We start from the raw sequence: 17,129 nt of genomic DNA, 5'->3' as shown, positions 1-17,129 counted from the left end.
CCCGATCGGAGCTCCCCTCCCACCGGTGGTCACCGCCAGTGATCACCGTTTTACGGTGGCCGAGGTCATCACGTCTCGACGGGCATGCCACTATGTTGGCGACACGACGACGACACGGCGAGTCGGATCGGTAGGCTTTCCGGCAGCGACGGGAGCCGGGCCGGATTCGCCGGAGTCGTACGATCCGCCGTGGTGTAAAGGCAGCACATCGGATTTTGGTTCCGATAGTCCAGGTTCGAATCCTGGCGGCGGAGCGATCGGGCATCTCGGTACGGCAGAGTTGACCACCAAGCCGGACGGTCGGCCACGGCCGGACGGAGGTTGACGGGGGGTGTGCGTCGCTGCACGACAACATGGTTGACGTGTGCGAGGAAGAGGCGGCCACGCTGGGCGAGGTCTCCGACGCATGGCTGGTCGGGCGCGCACGCGAACTGAACGCGGTCGCCCAGCACAGCGACGGACCGGGCCAGCGCACGGCGCTCCGTGAGGCCGACCGCCTGCTCACCGAAGCACAGCAACGTGGTGAACCCCGCGTCACGGCCCAGATCATCCGGCACTGTGCCGCGATACGGCTGGCCACGCCCGGTGCGGCCGACACTGCCGACCCCCTGCTCGACGAGCTGCTCACACATGCGCGCAGGCACGGGCTCGACGTGCTGGAGGCCGACGCACGCGCGCTACGAGGGCGCCAAGCGGCCCTGGCGGGCAACGCGGACAGCGCGCTGAGCGAGATCGCGCAGGCGCTGGCCACGCTCGACGACGAACTGCTCCCCGACACCGTGCTCGGGCGCCGCTCCTGGGAGCGGCTACTGGCCACCGCACTCATCGACATCGGGCTGGTCCTCACCCAGCTCGGCGTCTACGAGACGGCCAACGAGGTCATGGCCCGCGCCCATCACCGGATCCGGGAGAGCGGCGGACCGCACGACATCGCCGTGCACATGATCGACCGCTGCCGGATGCTGCTGTCCTGGGGACTCCAGCTCGAGCGCATCGGCAAATGCGAGGAGGCCTCCGACCGATTCGCCACCGCCTCGGCCATCGCGCTCGCCGTCGAGGGCCCGTGGCGCGAATCCCTGTTTCCGCGCGTGGCGGGCAAACCGGCCGCCGACCAGATGCCGGTGCTCGGTGCCGCCCACGCGATGGCTCGTCCGGCTCCGGACCACATCGAGCGGCTGGAACGGCTGAGAGTGCCGGAACGGGCGGTCTACCCCCGGGAGAGGATCATGGTCGCGCTCGCACTCTCGCGCTGCTTGAGCCGTGCCGATCGCAGCCGTGAGGCGATCGACGTGCTGGCTCGGACACGCGAGAGCATCGTCCGCGAGGCCACCGAGCCGAGCCTGCGCATCTCCCTGCTCCGCGAATACGCTCTTCTCTGCGAACTGAACGGCCTCGGCTCCGAGCAGGCGCTGCAGGACTACGCCGCCGAGCTGGAGGACAAGCTGTGGGGAATGCGTCAGACGCGGAACTCCACGCTGGAGACCCGTCTGGCGCACTCCAAACTGACCCGCGCGCACGGCGCGATCACCCGGCAGGCGCTGCAGGACCCGCTGACCGGACTGCCGAACCGGCGTGCGCTCGACGGTCGGTTGGAGACTCTGCTCGATCAGCCCGACTCCCAACCACTGTCGGTGGCCCTGGTCGATCTCGACGGGTTCAAAGAAGTCAACGACCAGCGCTCCCATGCCGAGGGAGACGAGGTCCTGCGTGTGGTGGCAAGTACCCTGCAGGATGCGCTGCGCGCCGACGATCTGGTGGCCCGGTACGGCGGTGACGAGTTCGTCGTGCTTCTTCCCGGTGTCACCCTCACCGCAGCCGAGACAGCGCTCCACAGGGCCGTCACAGCGGTCTCGAAGCTGGCTGCTTCGCACGCGAGAGGGGTGACCCTGTCGATCGGGGTGGTCTCGATGCGGCCCCACGAGTCCGGTGAACAGGTGCTCGCACGCGCCGATGCCGCGATGTACCAGTCCAAGCGGCGGGGCGGGAACCGGGTCTCGGCCTTTTCCGCCGAGACGGACACGACCATCCCGGCCCAGACGTGGGTCCCGCCGGAAGAAGCGTGAACGGGCGGGCACACTCCGACGGCTTCATCCGGCTCGGCGCCGGAGAGCACGGCCGCCCTCCCGGCCGGAGACGGCCCCTCCCGAGAATCCGGCGCGCCGATCACTCCCCGCGGTGAACGGCTCCCGGCATCAGCGGCAACCTCCCGGATCTCTCGGTACCATCCCGACCACCGGTTCACCGGCTCGGCGGGGCACCGATCCGCGGCTTCGATCGGACGGTTACCCTTCACCCGATTGGATGCACGGCTACCGGCACCCCGAGGGGTTGAACCCACAACTTCGCCCACCGGCGAGACCATGGACGAGGCAGGACGGTGGGTCCGGTGATCCGGCGTCGAACCCGCTCGAGACCGAGGGAGAGCTTCGATGCTCGAGGGCGCAACCGCCCGGCCGACTTCGGACGGCGTGTCCTCCGAGCCCGTCAGCACCATCGTGCTGGCCGCGGGCGAGGGCACGCGCATGCGATCGGCGACACCGAAAGTACTGCACCGGCTCGCCGGGAGAACCCTGATCGAGCATGCCGTGCGTGCCGCCGCAGGTATCGCGCCCGACGAGCTGGCCGTGGTGGTCGGGCACGGCAGGCAGGCCGTCGGCGAGCACCTCGCGGACCTGGCAGGCAGGCTCGATCGCACGATCAGCACCGTGGTCCAGGAGCAGCAGCTCGGCACCGGAGACGCGGTGGCATGCGGGATGGCCCAGCTCGCGCACTCGGGAACCGGCGCGTCCGGCACCGTGCTGGTCACCTACGGCGACGTCCCACTGCTCGATGCCGACACGCTGCGCGGGTTGCTGGCCGAGCACCACGGGTCCGGCAATGCGGTCACCCTCCTGTCGGCGGTGGTCGAGGATCCGGCCGGATACGGGCGGGTGGTGCGCGATGCCGACGGCGGGATCGCGGGCATCGTGGAGCACAAGGACGCCACCACCGAACAGGCGGCGATCCAGGAGATCAACTCCGGGGTGTACGCGTTCGACGCGGCCTTTCTCGAGGACGCGCTCAAGCGACTGTCCACGGGCAACGCCCAGGGCGAGCTGTACCTCACCGACCTGGTCTCGATCGCCCGCCAGGACGGCCTCGGCGCGGGCACTCTGGTATGCACCGACACGTGGCTCGTGGAAGGGGTCAACGACCGCGTGCAGCTGGCCCGGATGGGGGCGGAGCTCAACCGCAGGTTGTTGCTGCACTGGATGCGTCAGGGCGTCACGATCACGGACCCGAACTCGGTGTGGTTGGACTGCGACGTCGAGCTCGACCGCGACGTGACCCTGGAACCGGGTGTGCAGCTTCGCGCCGGAACCACCGTCGGGACGTGCGCCACCATCGGCCCCGAAACCACCCTGACGGCCTGTACCGTTGGACACGGTGCCACCGTGATGCGGACCCAGGGTGAGGAAGCCGAGATCGGTCCCGGCGCGTCGGTCGGCCCGTTCGCGTTCCTGCGCTCCGGCGCCCGCCTCGATGTCGACGCCAAGGTGGGAACCTTCGTCGAGGCCAAGAACGCCGAGATCGGTTCCGGCAGCAAGGTCCCCCACCTGAGTTACGTGGGAGACGCGACGATCGGCGAGCACACCAACATCGGTGCCGCCACGGTCTTCGTCAACTACGACGGTGTGGCCAAGCATCACACGGTGATCGGGTCCTACTCCCGCACGGGCGCGGACAACATGTTCGTCGCCCCGGTGGAAGTGGCCGACGGTGCTTACACCGCCGCAGGGTCGGTCATCACCCAGAACGTCCCCCCGGGCGCGATGGCGGTCGCGCGGGGGAAACAACGCAACATCGAGGGCTGGGTCGCCAGACGCCGGCCCGGTACCGCCGCCGACCAGGCCGCACAGCGTGCTCTGGCGGAGGAAGAAGCAATCACCGATCCGACAAGCGACGCCTCGTGACCCGCGTCCACCGGGAGGGACGATGACCGTGAGTGCCATGTCTGCGACTCCGAAGAAGAGCCTGAAGCTTGTCTCCGGCCGCAGCCACCCGGAACTCGCCGAGGAGGTGGCCAAGCAGCTCGACGTGACCGTCACACCGCAGGCCGCCTACGAGTTCTCCAACGGTGAGATCTTCGTCCGCTACGACGAGTCCGTCCGCGGCTGTGACGTGTTCGTCGTCCAGGCGCACTGCGAGCCGATCAACGACGCGATCATGGAACAGCTGATCATGGTGGATGCCCTCAAGCGCGGCAGCGCCAAGCGCATCACCGTGGTCATGCCGTTCTACGGGTACGCCCGCCAGGACAAGAAGCACAAGGGTCGCGAACCGATCTCCGCGCGCCTGATGGCGGACCTGTTCAAAACCGCGGGCGCGGACCGGATCCTGACGGTCGACCTGCACACCGACCAGATCCAGGGCTACTTCGACGGGCCCGTCGATCACCTGCTGGCCCAGACCGTGCTGTCGGACTACATCCGCGACACCTACACCGACGAGGCCATCACCGTGGTCTCCCCGGACTCCGGCCGTGTCCGCGTCGCCGAGAAGTGGGCCGACAACCTCGGCGGGACACCGCTGGCGTTCATCCACAAGACCCGCGACCCCACCAAGCCCAACCAGGTGGTGGCCAACCGCGTCGTCGGTGATGTCGAGGGCCGGCTGTGCGTGCTCGTCGACGACATGATCGACACCGGTGGCACGATCACCAAGGCCACCGAGCAGCTGCTGGAGTCCGGCGCGAAGGACGTCATCATCGCCGCCACCCACGCCGTGCTCTCCGGCCCGGCGGTCGAACGACTGTCCTCCTCCGGCGCCAAGGAGGTCGTGCTGACCAACACGCTGCCGATCCCCGAGGAGAAGCGGTTCGACAAGCTCAACGTGCTCTCGATCGCCCCGCTGGTGGCCCGGGCCATCCACGAGGTGTTCGAGGACGGCTCGGTGACCAGCCTGTTCAACGGCCACGCCTGAGCGAGGAGCGAACACCCCCACCGGCGGCCGGAGCGCCCTTTCGACAAGGGTGCTCCGGCCGCTTCCGCGTGGGAGACGGCCACACCACCCGCACTCGACGCGGCCCACCGCAAGCCGCCTCGCACGCCCTCATAGCATGGCCGCATGCCCGACAAGCGAGTGGCCACCGACGACGGGCTGTCGTTGGCGGTGCACGAAGACGGTGATCCGGCCCGGCCGACCGTGGTGTGCGTGCACGGCTACCCCGACAACAGCTCGATCTGGAAGGGCGTGGCCGAACGGTTGTCGGAGCGCTTCCACGTCGTGCGCTACGACGTCCGGGGAGCGGGCGAGTCCGACAAGCCTCGCTCCCTCCGGGCGTACCGGCTCGATCGGCTCGTCTCGGATCTCGAGGCCGTGATCGAGGCGGTGAGCCCCCACCATCCGGTGCATCTGCTCGCCCACGACTGGGGCTCCATCCAGTCCTGGCATGCGGTGACAGGGGAGCTGTCCACCCGGCTGTCCTCCTTCACCTCGATTTCCGGGCCCTGCCTGGATCATGCCGCGCACTGGATGCGATCCCGTCTGCGGCCCCGCCCCCGGGCACTGCGCGAGCTGGTGAGCCAGCTGCTGCGTTCCGGCTACATCGGGTTCTTCCACCTCGCACCGCTGCCGGAACTGCTGTGGCGCACCGAATTCGGCCGTCGGATACCGGAACGGCTGGAGTGGCTGGAGCACCGGGAGGCGGCCGCGGACGGAACTCCCGCGCGGGCCCGCCGAAACCTGCCGGACCTGCTCCACGGCCTCAAGCTGTACCGGGCCAACATGCGCGGGCGCTTCACCGCCCCGCAGCGGCGATGGACGGATGTGCCGGTACAGGTGCTGGCCCCGACCTCGGACGCTTTCGTCTCCGTGGCGCTGCAGACCGACATCGCGCCGTGGGTGCGCCGGCTGTGGGTCCACGAAATCGCGGGTGGGCACTGGCTCCCGCGCAACCGGCCGGCGACCGTGGCCGACCACACCGCCCGGCACATCGAGCGCGTCGATCCGGGTGCCGAGGCGCGGTGAGCTCGTGCCTGCCCCCTCGGCAGCCAGGCCTTAGGTACGGGTCCTAATGAGGTCTTTCAGAATGGTTTTTGCATGAGTGCTCAGCCTGAGCAGGGTGACCACCTCCGGCTTTTCAGATGGATGCATTGCAAGGCAGGGGGCCACGTGATGTAGGTGGCTACCTGATGTGGCCTCCAACGCCGCAAGGCGCCATCTGAGAAGGCGGTTCACCGACCACCGCGCCAGGCCGATCATGAAAGCACTCCTTACAGCAGCAGGCTCACCAACTTCTGCACCGCCAGCACCACGAACAGCACCAGGCACAGCGTCAGTACCGTGTTCGACAGCCACCGCGAGCGCTGCTGTGCGGGCATCAGAGTCCGGGAGTTCAGCAGGAACAGCAGCGTTCCCGCCAGGAACGGCATGAACAGGGCTCCCAGCACCCCGTACGCAATGGTGAGCTGGAACGGCTTGTCCAGGAACAGCAGCGCCATCGGCGGGATGGTCAGCCACAGGAGGTAGACCCGGAAGGGGGTGCTGTGCTCGCCCGCCTTGTGGGCGTAGTCGTCGGCCGTTTCCGGGGGCGCCTCCCGGGGCAGGCGCCAGGTCCGCCACCAGTCGGCGAACAGCAGGCTCACCCCGTTCCAGACACCGATCAACGAGGTGAACGTCACGGCGAAGAAGCCGACCAGAAACGGGATCCTGGCCCACTGGCCGTAGTCGGCGGCCAGCGTGTCGGCCAGATACAGCAGGCCCTCGTCTCCCTCGACGATCCGGCGCCCGAGCAGCAGCTCGGACCCGACCACGAGCATCGCGACCACGAAGATCCCCGTGGTGATGTAGCCGGCCGCGTTGTCGGTACGCATGATCGGCAACCACTTCGGTGTCCGCCACCCCTTGGCGAAGGTCCAGTACCCGTATGCGGCCATCGTGATCGTGCCGCCGACACCGCCCATCAGTCCGAGCACGTAGACGATCGATCCGGTCGGCAGCGACGGCACCAATCCGCCGCCCAGCGCAGTGAAGTTCGGACCGACGAGGACCGCCGTGGCCACGACCGTCACGAACATGACCCCGACCAGGACGGTCATGACCTTCTCGAGCAGGCCGTAGCGACCGAACCACACCAGCGCCAGCCCCGCCAGGCCGCACAGCATCGCCCAGTACCGCACCGGCAGCGCGGGAAACATCGCGTTGAGCGGCAGTGCCGAGGCCGACATGGCGGTGGCGCCGTAGACGAACCCCCAGATCACGACGTAGACACCGAAGTATCCGGTGGTCCAGCGGCCCAGTGTGCGCCAGCCCGACAGCAGCGTGCGGTTCGAACTCAGGTGCCAACGCCCGACGGCCTCACCGAGCCCGAGTTTGAACACCGTCCCGACGAGCACGGCCCAGAACAGCGCGTACCCGTAGCGCGACCCCGCGACCATCGTGGCCACCAGGTCTCCGGCTCCCACGCCCGTCGCCGCCGCCATGACACCGGGGCCGAGCTGCGTGAACCGGGCACGCCAGCCCGTGGTGTCCGGCTCTTCGTAGGTCGCGTCGGCAGACATGGTGATCAAAGTAATAGTGCGCGGGCTCACAAGGAAGGGTGCGCCGGTTTCGGCACAGACCCACAAGCGGCCTTCCGGCCCGCCGCTTCGGCGATCGGGCCCCGCGGACCTCTTGCCCGCACCCGGTGAGCAGGTGCCACAGGCAGCCGCTTAGACTGTTGGGGTTGCCTCGGCGAGGCCGGGACGAGCCCCGGCGTGATCGACGTGGCGGCTGGTGGCCGCCGACGTGTCGATCGGCGCACCGACGTCCGAACACGGAGGCCGGTGGGCGTTCGCACACCGGGTTTGATCGACGCCAGTCGCGCGCCCCGCCGCCGCAGGCCAGCGACCGATTCACGTTTCGCCCGACGTCATAGGAGTGCACCACCGTGTCCGAGGTACGTCTCACCGTCGAACCGCGCACCGAGTTCGGCAAAGGTGCGGCTCGCCGCACCCGCCGTGCGGGCAAGATTCCCGCAGTGCTCTACGGTCACGGCTCCGACCCCAAGCACCTGTCCCTGCCCGTGGTGGAGTTCGCCCGCGCCATTCGCGAGAACGGGCGCAACACGGTGCTGACCCTCGATGTGGCCGGCTCCTCCAGCGAACTCGCGCTGACCAAGACCATCACCGCGCACCCGGTCAAGAACTACATCGAGCACGTCGACCTGCTGCTGGTCAAGCGCGGCGAGAAGGTCACCGTCGACGTGCCGGTCGTGCTCAGCGGTGACCCCGCCTCCGGCACCCTGGTCACCCAGGACCTCAACGAGGTGCAGCTCGAGGCCGATGCGTTGAACATCCCCGAGCAGGTGGAGGTCTCGGTCGACGGTGCCGAGGCAGGCACCCAGATCCACGCCTCCGAGCTCTCGCTGCCCCGCGGCGTGACCCTGCAGACCGGCCCCGAAATCCTGGTCGCCAACGTGAGCGAGGCGCCCTCCGAGTCCGACATGGAGTCGGACATCGACACCGAGGGTGCGGGTGTCGTCGAGGAGGCTTCCGAGGACGAGACCGCAGGCGAGCAGGCCTGACCCCACGCCGTCTTCACCCGGCTCCGCGATGCGGGGCCGGGTGTTCGCACGAAACCGGGAGCGTTGCCTGGTGACCACCTCCGGCCCCGAGAAACCGCTGGACCACCTCGCGCTGATCATCGGGTTGGGCAATCCCGGCCCCCGCTACGCGGGGAACCGGCACAACATCGGATTCCTCGTCGCCGACGAGCTCGCCGACCGCGTCGGTGGGAAGTTCAAGGCGCACAAGTCGGGCGCCGAGATCGTCGAAGGGCGGCTTGCCGGTGCTCGCGCGGTGCTGGCCAAGCCCCGGGCGCTGATGAACCTCTCCGGAGGACCCGTCGCGGGGGCGTCGAAGTTCTACAAGGTCCCCGCCGAGTCGGTGATCGTGATCCACGACGAGCTGGACCTGCCCTATGGCACCGTACGACTCAAGCGCGGTGGCGGGGAGAACGGGCACAACGGGCTCCGATCGATCACGAAGTCCCTCGGCACCCGGGACTACCTGCGGGTGCGTTTCGGTGTGGGGCGTCCTCCGGGCCGGATGGATCCGGCCGACTACGTGCTCAAGGACTTCTCGGGCACCGAGCGCCGCGAGCTCGGCTACTTCGTGGACCACTGTGCCGACGCTGTCGAAGCGCTCGCCACGGACGGACTCGAAGCCGCCCAGAACCGGTTCCACTGACGGGATCGGTCACTCGGGGACCAGCTCGGCCGTGGCGGCGCGCTTGAGCTTGCCGGAGGGGGTCTTGGGCAGGGTTCCCGGTTCGACCACCACCACCGCGGAGGGGCGCACGCCCACGGCATCGACCACGCGGGCGGTGACCTCCTTACCGAGCGCCTTCTCGGCCACGTCGTCACCGGCCACACCGGACTCCAGCACCACGGCGAAGCGCTCCCGCCTGCTGCCCGGCTCCTGACGTACCGCCGCGGCATTACCCGCCCGCACCCCGTCGACCTCGCAGGCGGATCGCTCGATGTCGACCGGGTAGATGTTGCGACCCCCCATGATGATGACGTCCTTGCGGCGCCCGCAGATCACCACCTGGCCGTCCACCAGGTAGCCCTCGTCCCCGGTGTCCAACCAGCCCGCCGAGTCCTGCCCGGGCACGGGACCGTCCATCGTCAGGTAGCCCGGAGTCACCGCCTGCCCGCGGATGCGTAGCGCGCCGACCTTCCGCCTGCCGAGCACGGCGCCGGAATCGTCGACGACCTCGACCTCCAGCCCCTGCAGTGCCCTGCCGAGCAGCGCGAAGCGCCGGGTGTGCGTGGTCTCCGCCCCGGCCGGCTTCGCCTGTCGTCGCTTCTCCAACTCGTCGGCGTCGACGGTGTCGATCTCGACGCCTCGGTTCAGGGGCGCGAACGAGACCGCCAGGGTGGCCTCGGCCATCCCGAACGCGCACACCATGCTCTCCGGTCGCAGACCGAACCGCGCCCCCGCCTCGGTGAACGCACGCACCGCCTCGGGATCGACGGGTTCGGCACCGTTGAGCGCGAATCGCAGCGTCGACAGGTCGAAATCACCGTCGTCGGCCCGGGCCATCCGGCGGCCCACGATCGCGTAAGCGAAGTTCGGGGCGGCCGTGACCGTACCGCCGTAGGAGCTGATCAGCTCCGGCCACAGCAGCGGGCGGACCAGGAAGTCGGCGGGTGTGACCTTCACGAGTTCCAGACCGGTGGCCATCGGCAGGGTGAGGCACCCGACCATGCCCATGTCGTGGAACAGCGGCAGCCACGACACGAGCACATCGGATTCCGCGTCCAGCTCGGCGCCGGTGACCATGGCTCGCATGTTGGCGTACAGATTGCCGTGCGTGATCCGCACTGCCTTGGGGTCGGCGGACGAACCACTGGTGAGCTGCAGCAGCGCCGTGGTCTCCTCCGAGGTCGCGGCCGGCTCCGCCAGAGGCTCGGCCGTACCGGCGAGGTCGTGCAGCTTCCGGTAGGGCATGGCGTGCTGTTCGAGAACGTCGGCGAGGTCCTCGAAGGGCGCTCCCAGCAGCACCAGTCGCGCCTCGATCATCCCGAGCACGCGCAGCGTGTCCTGCGCCCAGTGCGCCAGGTCCGTGCGCGGGGTCGGCTGGTGCAGCATCGTGACGCTGCCACCTGCCAGCCACACCGCCTGCACGGTGGGTGCGATCAGGGCGGGGTCGGAGGCGAGGACGGCCACGACGTCACCCGGTCCGACCGCGGGACGGCCATCCGGGGTGCGCAGGGCACCGGCGATCCGCAACGCCTCCGAATGCACTTCGTTCCAGGTCCGCCGGCGGGGCTGTTCGGGCGCACCCGTCGTGATGCCCCGTGCATGCGCCCCCGAGTTGTCCAGAGCGGACGCCACCAACGTGTCCATGAACCGACTCACGCCGAGCAGCTTACGACGAGTGTGATCCACGCGACAGTCGACAAGCGGAGAGCCGGCGAAGTGCCGGAGGTTCCGCCACCCGCACCCCTACGCAAACCAATCCGCGGACCCCCTTATTCGTCTACGTCAGTTGGCCGGCGAGTTCCAACCACCGACTCTCGACCCCGTCCTTCTCGTCCTGCAGCGTCTGCAGTTCGGCATTGAGCGTCTGCAGCCGCTCCGGTTCGGTCGCCGCCTCGGCGAGCTTCTCGTGCAGCTCGTCCTCGCGCTTGCCGAGCTTGTCGAGCTGCCTTTCCAGCCGCGAGAGCTCCTTGCGCGCGGCACGCTCCTCGGCTCCCGACAGACCACCCTGCGTAGCAGCCGCTCCGGTGGGGGAATCGGGCGACGAACCGTCCCGCCCGGCCTGCTTGCCCAGGCTCTGCTGGGAGGAGTCGAGCAGCGTGTGCCGGTGCTGCAGGTACTCCTCGATCCCTCCTGGCAGGTGCGTGACCTGCCCGTCGCCGAACAGCGCCACCACGGTGTCGCAGACGCGCTCGACCAGGTAGCGATCGTGGGAGACGACCACGAGGGTGCCCGGCCAGGTGTCGAGGAGGTCCTCGAGCTGCTGCAGCGTGTCGATGTCGAGATCGTTGGTGGGCTCGTCGAGCACCAGCACGTTCGGCTCGGACATCAGCAGCCGCGCGAGCTGCAATCGTCGCCGCTCCCCGCCGGAGAGGTCCTCCACCGGCGTCCACTGCCTGCCCTTGCCGAAGCCGAACCGCTCGGCCAGCTGCGAGGCCGACAGCTCGTGCTTGCCCAGCACCACGTGCTTGGCCACGTCCTCGACCGCCTCCAGCACGCGCCAGTGCCCGGGCAGGTCGTGCAGTTCCTGCGTGAGGTGCGCGAGCCGGACGGTTTTGCCCTCGAGACGCCTGCCGGCATCGGGTTCGCGCTCCCCGGCCAGCAGGCGCAGCAACGTGGTCTTGCCGGAACCGTTGACACCGACCACACCGACCCGGTCACCGGGGCCGATTCGCCAGGTCACGTCCTTGAGCAGGGTGCGGTCGTCGATGTTCAGGTCGACGTCCTCCAGCTCCACCACGGTCTTGCCGAGCCGTCGCTTGGCGAACGAGACCAGCTCGACGGTGTCTCTCGGCGGCGGAACGTCGGCGATCAGTGCCTCGGCCGCCTCGACCCGGAACTTCGGCTTCGACGTGCGCGCCTTGGCACCCCGCTGCAGCCAGGCGAGCTCCTTGCGTGCCAGGTTCCGGCGCTTGTCCTCGGCCTGCTGGGCCAGCCTGGCACGCTCGGCTCGCGCGTAGACCCAGTCGGCGTAACCGCCCTCGTACTGCTCGACGCGGCCGTCGGTGACCTCCCAGGTGCGGTTGCAGACGGTGTCCAGAAACCAGCGGTCGTGGGTGACGATGACCAGCGCGCAGCGCCGGGACAGCAGGTGGTCGGCCAGCCAGCGCACACCCTCGACATCGAGGTGGTTGGTGGGCTCGTCGAGCACGAGTACGTCGAGCTCGCGGACCAGCGCCGCGGCCAGCGCCACGCGGCGCCGCTCCCCGCCGGAGAATTCCCCGACCGGGGTGTCCAGCCCGAGACGGCTCATACCGAGCCCGGTCAGCACCGAGCGCACCTTCGGGTCCGCCGCCCACTCGTGCTCGGCGGTGAACCCGTGCGGGTCGAGCACCGCGTTGCGCACGGTGGCCCCCTCGGGCAGCTCGGTGCGCTGGGTGACCACGGCCATCTGCAGGCCCCGTCCCTGGGTGACCCGCCCGCTGTCGGGCTGCTCGGTCCCGGACAGCACTTCCAGCAGCGTCGTCTTGCCTCCTCCGTTGAGGCCGACGACGCCGATGCGGTCACCTGCGTCGATGCCCAGCGACACCCCGTCCAACAACGGGCGCACGCCGTAGCTCTTGCTGACCGATTCCAGGTTGACCAGGTTCGCCATCGAGTGTTGTTACTCCATCAACTGCATAGCGTGGGCACGTGCCGGCATGTCGGTCGATTCCTCGTGACATCGACCGTCCTCGGGACAACGTCGATCTCGCGCGAAATCGTCCGCCTCAGGCGTGCACCTGCGGTGGTGTCGGCGGGGTGGGGCGATCGGTGCGGTCCTCCCCGGCGAACCGCGCGCCGTGTACCGGCCCCTGGGCGACTCGGACCGTGCGGCACACGCCCGCACCCGAGAGCTCGGCGGCCACCCGGACGGCGGAGTCGGCGTCCTCGCACAGGAAGGCGCAGGTCGGCCCGGATCCGGAGACCACGCCCGCCAGCGCGCCCGCCTCCACCCCGGCACGCAGCGTGCGGCGCAGGCCCGGCCGCAGTGACACCGCGGCCGCCTGCAGGTCGTTGCCGAGCAACAGGGCGAGCTCGCGCGGATCGCCGGAGGCCAGCGCCTCCAGCACCGGCTCGACACCGTCCGCCCCGTTCCCCCCGGCCGAGCTCTGCCGCAGACGGTCCAGTTCCCGGTAGACGTCGGGGGTTTCCAGTCCGTGCCGGTCCAGGGCGATCACCCAGTGGTAGGTGTGCCGGGCCAGCACGGGTACCAGCCGCTCACCGCGGCCGGTGCCCAGCGCGGTCCCGCCCTGCAGTGCGAACGGGACGTCGCTGCCGAGCCGGCCTGCCAGGTCGGCGAGTTCGTCGCGGCCGAGTTCCAACCGCCACAGGGCGTTGAGCGCGAAGAGCGTGGCGGCGGCGTCGGCGCTGCCACCGGCCATCCCCCCGGCAACCGGGATGCCCTTGTGGATCGACACCTGCACGCCGGGCGCGTCCGGGTCCCGGCCGCAGCGCTCGGCGAGGACGCGCACCGCCTTCCAGGCGAGGTTGCCGGAGCCGGTGGGTACCGAGTCCGCCCCCTCGCCGTGAACGTCGATCCCCGGTTCTCCGGAGCGGACGGTGACCTCGTCGGTCAGGGACAGCGCCTGGAAGACGGTCGCCAGCTCGTGATAGCCGTCCGCGCGGGTGTCTCCGACCGCGAGGTGAAGGTTCACCTTGGCCGGGACCCGGACGGTGATCGGGGTAGGTACCACGGAGAGCACACCTCAAGCGTACGTGTCCGAACCGGCCCGTTGTCCGCCCAACACCGGTTGACGGACGGCGAACCCGATGCGCGGAAACGGGTCACCTCGTGACGCGGCCCCCGATCAGACGGACGTGATCGCGCTGTGGGCGCCCTTCGTTGCCGTCCAGGACCGAAAAAAGTACCGGCCGGCCCGATGCCGGGTGGCACCGGGCCGGCCGATCCTGCCGTGCCGGTCAGCTCGCCGGGATGACGGCCTGACCGCCGTACTGGCGCTCGATGAAGTCGGCGACCTGCTGAGAGGTGAGCAGCTCGGCGAGCTTGGCGACCTCCGGGTCGTCCTTCTTGGCCGAGGTGGTGACCAGGCCGTTGACGTACGGGTTGTTCTTCGGGGACTCGACCGCGATGGGCTTGTCGAGATCGGCCTTCAGCGCGTAGTTGCCGTTGACCACCGCCGCCGCGGCGTCCTGCAGCGTCCTCGGGATCTGGCTGGCCGTCAGCTCCTGGAACTGCAGGTTCTTCGGGTTCTCGGCGATGTCGCGCGGGGTGGCTTCCTGCCCCGCGCCGGGCTTGAGGGTGATCAGCCCCTTGTCGGCGAGCAGTTTGAGGCTGCGCGCCCGGTTCGACGGGTCGTTCGGGATCGTGATCGTCGCCCCGTTCGGGATCTCCTGCAGCGAGGAGTGCTTCTTCGAGTACAGGCTCAGTGGCTCCAGGTGCACCGGAGCCACCCACACCAGGTTGTCGCCGCCCCGCTCTTCCTTGTACTTCTTCAGGAAGGGCTTGTGCTGGTAGTAGTTGGCATCCAGCTCCCCGTGCGCCACCGCCGCGTTCGGGCGGTTGTAGTCGCTGAACTGCTCGATCTCGATGGTGATGCCCGCCTGCTCGGCGAGGTTGTCCTTGATGTACTGCATGATCTCGCCGTGCGGCTGCGGTGTCACCCCGACCCGCACCGTCGAGTCGGCTGCCGCCTCGGTGCCGCCGCTGCACCCGGTCAGGGCGAGCGCGGAGGCGGCCAGCACGGCCGCGAGGGACCTCAAACGCATGTCATGTCCTTTCCGGACTCGCGGGAACAGTGACCCGGCGAGTCATCATTCGATATGGCCTGCAACACGGCGGAGCACCGGTTGCGGCATCGCTTCGGTCATCACCCGCACACGTGCTCGAACCGTTGCTCAAGCACTGGTGACAACCCGCCGCCGATCCACGATCTTGGCGGCGAAGTCGGTGATCAGCTGCATTCCCCAGGCGAGCGCACCGAGCAGGATCACCGAGCTGTACAGGATCCGGTCGTCGTAGCCCTGATAGCCGTCCTGGATCGCCGTCGTGCCCAGGCCACCACCGCCGATGGCGCCGGCCATCGCCGCGTATCCGATCAGCGTCACAGCCGTCACTCCGACCGCACCCACCAGCGCGGCCCGGGCCTCTCCCAGCAGGACCGTCCACACGATCCGCAACCTGCTCGCACCGGTCGTGATCGCGGCTTCCACGAGCGTCGTGTCCACCTCGCGCAGGGCGTTGGCGGTCAGGCGGGCGAAGAACGGGATCGCGCCGACGGTCAGCGGCACGATGACCGCGGTACTGCCGATGGCGGTGCCCACCAGAAACCGGGTGAACGAGGCCAGCACGACCAGCAGCACCACGAACGGAACCGACCGCACCACGTCCACGACCACACCGAGCACACGGTGAGCCGGCGGATTCGGGTTCAGCCCCGCCGGCGAGGTCAGGTGCAGCATCACCCCGAGCGGAAGCCCGCCGACCACCGCCAGCAGCGTGGCGGTCAGGACCATGTACACCGTCTCGCCGGTGGCGGGACGCAGCAGTTCGATGACCTCCGGCCAGGGGGTCTTGTCACTCACGCGGCAACTCCGTCAACACTCACGGGTGCACGACGCACATGGGCATCGTGTTCGATCATCCACTTCAGCGCGGACTCGGAAAGCTCACCGGACAGGCCGATCCGGAACTTCGCCACCGGGGTGTCTCCGAGCCGCGTCAGGCCGCCGCCGAGGATCGACAACTCCACGTCGAACCGGTTCGACGCCTCCGGCAGGAGGGCGCCCACGGCGGCGAAGCCGACCAGGACCACCTCGGCCACCACGTCGTGTCCGATTCCCGCGGCCGGCACGGCGGAACCCTGATCGGTCTCGGGCAGCAGCGTCGAACCGATCCGACTCCCGGGTTCGGAGACCAGATCGAGCACCTTGCCGTGCTCGACGACGCTGCCCTGCTCCAGCACGGCGACGTCGTCAGCGATGCGCCGGACCACCGCCATGTCGTGGGTGACGACGAGGACGGTGACGCCGAGCTCGGAACGGGCCCGGTCCAGCACCGTCAACACCGAATCCGTTGTGGACGGATCCAGCGCCGAGGTCGGTTCGTCGGCCAGCAGCACCGAGGGCTGGGCGGCCAGGGCGCGAGCCACCGCCACCCGCTGGCGCTGTCCGCCGGAGAGCTGATCGGGGTAGACCGGTGCCTTGTCGCTCAGGCCGACGAGATCGAGCAGCTCGGCGACGCGGCTGCGGCGCTGCGGTGCGGACATGTTCGCCGCCTCCAGCGGCAGGGCCACATTGCCCGCGGCCGTGCGCTGGCGCAGCAGCGAATCACCCTGCGGCACGACGCCGATCCGGCGCCGCGCGGCGCGCAGCGACTTGCCGTCCAGCGCCACGAGATCGGTGCCGTCCACCCTGATCGCACCGCTGTCGGGCTTGTCCAACAGGGCGATGCAGCGGGCGAGCGTGGACTTGCCCGCCCCGCTGGAACCGACCACACCGCAGACGGCACCGTCCGGGACCTGCATGGACACGTTGTCGAGTGCGACGACGGCACCATTGTCGTGCGGGAAGGACTTGGTCAGGTTCTCGACTGTGATCACGATTGGCTCCGCATCAGCTCACGTCGGCCACACGCGTGCCGCGGGCACGCTGCCGGAAGGGGAAGAGGGTCGGAAAGAAGGTCTGCGTCACACGTCGCAGCGACAGGCGGTCGTGGTCCTGCGCCCGTGGTCGACGACACGCCGCTGGGTCAACGCCTGCCGCATCCGCGTCGGCGTGGAACCGGCGGGTGCATCGCGCACTCGGGCGTGGAGCGCACTCGCGCTCGCGTTCGGAGACTCGGACAACCCAACTCCATCGGTCCTGGCGTTAGCACCTGCCCGCCTCGGGTGGTTGCTGCGGCGTCGACAAGCCAGATCTCTCGGCCGCTCGGGATGGATTCCGCGGGACAGTAGACCCTAC

General features: G+C 69.3%; 13 protein-coding genes, 1 tRNA gene and 1 riboswitch. Of the genes, 7 read left to right on the top strand and 7 right to left on the bottom strand.

Annotated elements, in window-relative coordinates:
* Positions 1–183: 183 nt before the first annotated feature.
* The 5 genes from DFQ14_RS17595 (at position 184) to DFQ14_RS17575 (ending at position 6,009) form a co-directional block, all read left to right on the top strand.
* Positions 184–254 (top strand) — tRNA-Gln (locus tag DFQ14_RS17595).
* Between the two features lie 99 nt (positions 255–353).
* Positions 354–2,063, top strand: a complete 1,710-nt coding sequence (locus DFQ14_RS17590) for a GGDEF domain-containing protein (protein ID WP_179951606.1) — start codon at positions 354–356, stop codon at positions 2,061–2,063.
* 366 nt (positions 2,064–2,429) lie between these two features.
* Positions 2,430–3,953: a bifunctional UDP-N-acetylglucosamine diphosphorylase/glucosamine-1-phosphate N-acetyltransferase GlmU gene (gene glmU / locus DFQ14_RS17585; RefSeq protein WP_114454417.1), complete on the top strand. Its 1,524-nt coding sequence runs from the start codon at positions 2,430–2,432 to the stop codon at positions 3,951–3,953.
* Positions 3,954–3,990: 37 nt separating this feature from the next.
* On the top strand, positions 3,991–4,962 hold the full coding sequence (locus tag DFQ14_RS17580) for a ribose-phosphate diphosphokinase (protein WP_246195817.1): 972 nt from the start codon (positions 3,991–3,993) through the stop codon (positions 4,960–4,962).
* A gap of 144 nt (positions 4,963–5,106) precedes the next feature.
* A complete protein-coding gene (locus DFQ14_RS17575; protein WP_114454415.1) occupies positions 5,107–6,009 on the top strand; it encodes an alpha/beta fold hydrolase in 903 nt (300 codons plus the stop codon).
* A 245-nt stretch (positions 6,010–6,254) separates the two neighbouring features.
* Here the strand turns inward: DFQ14_RS17575 and DFQ14_RS17570 are convergent, their stop codons facing one another.
* The gene (locus tag DFQ14_RS17570) at positions 6,255–7,541 is read right to left on the bottom strand and encodes an Nramp family divalent metal transporter (RefSeq protein WP_114454414.1); all 1,287 of its coding nucleotides are present in this window, start codon (positions 7,539–7,541) and stop codon (positions 6,255–6,257) included.
* A 368-nt stretch (positions 7,542–7,909) separates the two neighbouring features.
* Between DFQ14_RS17570 and DFQ14_RS17565 the strand changes: the two genes are divergently transcribed.
* Together DFQ14_RS17565 and pth are read left to right on the top strand one after the other, a co-directional pair.
* Positions 7,910–8,545: a 50S ribosomal protein L25/general stress protein Ctc gene (locus tag DFQ14_RS17565; protein ID WP_114454413.1), complete on the top strand. Its 636-nt coding sequence runs from the start codon at positions 7,910–7,912 to the stop codon at positions 8,543–8,545.
* Positions 8,546–8,615: 70 nt separating this feature from the next.
* Positions 8,616–9,209, top strand: a complete 594-nt coding sequence (gene pth / locus DFQ14_RS17560; protein WP_246195818.1) for an aminoacyl-tRNA hydrolase — start codon at positions 8,616–8,618, stop codon at positions 9,207–9,209.
* A 9-nt stretch (positions 9,210–9,218) separates the two neighbouring features.
* Here pth and DFQ14_RS17555 read toward each other — a convergent pair whose 3' ends face one another.
* The 6 genes from DFQ14_RS17555 to DFQ14_RS17530 all read right to left on the bottom strand — a co-directional run bounded on the left by DFQ14_RS17555 (position 9,219) and on the right by DFQ14_RS17530 (position 16,768).
* A complete protein-coding gene (locus DFQ14_RS17555; protein WP_114454411.1) occupies positions 9,219–10,886 on the bottom strand; it encodes a fatty acyl-AMP ligase in 1,668 nt (555 codons plus the stop codon).
* A gap of 121 nt (positions 10,887–11,007) precedes the next feature.
* Positions 11,008–12,822, bottom strand: coding sequence for an ABC-F family ATP-binding cassette domain-containing protein (locus DFQ14_RS17550; RefSeq protein ID WP_114454410.1), 1,815 nt, complete (start codon positions 12,820–12,822; stop codon positions 11,008–11,010).
* A gap of 115 nt (positions 12,823–12,937) precedes the next feature.
* Entirely contained in the window at positions 12,938–13,903 is a 966-nt protein-coding gene (locus tag DFQ14_RS17545; protein WP_179951615.1) for a 4-(cytidine 5'-diphospho)-2-C-methyl-D-erythritol kinase, read from the bottom strand.
* Between the two features lie 226 nt (positions 13,904–14,129).
* Complete coding sequence (locus DFQ14_RS17540; protein WP_114454408.1) at positions 14,130–14,936, bottom strand: MetQ/NlpA family ABC transporter substrate-binding protein; 807 nt, start codon at positions 14,934–14,936, stop codon at positions 14,130–14,132.
* 129 nt (positions 14,937–15,065) lie between these two features.
* Complete coding sequence (locus DFQ14_RS17535; RefSeq protein ID WP_114454407.1) at positions 15,066–15,752, bottom strand: methionine ABC transporter permease; 687 nt, start codon at positions 15,750–15,752, stop codon at positions 15,066–15,068.
* Entirely contained in the window at positions 15,749–16,768 is a 1,020-nt protein-coding gene (locus tag DFQ14_RS17530) for a methionine ABC transporter ATP-binding protein (RefSeq protein WP_114454406.1), read from the bottom strand. Before DFQ14_RS17530 ends, DFQ14_RS17535 begins: the two co-directional genes overlap by 4 nt.
* Positions 16,769–17,018: 250 nt before the next feature.
* Positions 17,019–17,108: riboswitch (SAM riboswitch) on the bottom strand.
* Positions 17,109–17,129: the final 21 nt, after the last annotated feature.

Source organism: Halopolyspora algeriensis (assembly GCF_003337235.1).
Lineage (GTDB): Bacteria > Actinomycetota > Actinomycetes > Mycobacteriales > Pseudonocardiaceae > Haloactinomyces > Haloactinomyces algeriensis.
The sequence above is the reverse complement of the archived record's forward strand: the minus strand, read 5'-3'. Positions and strand labels throughout refer to the sequence as shown.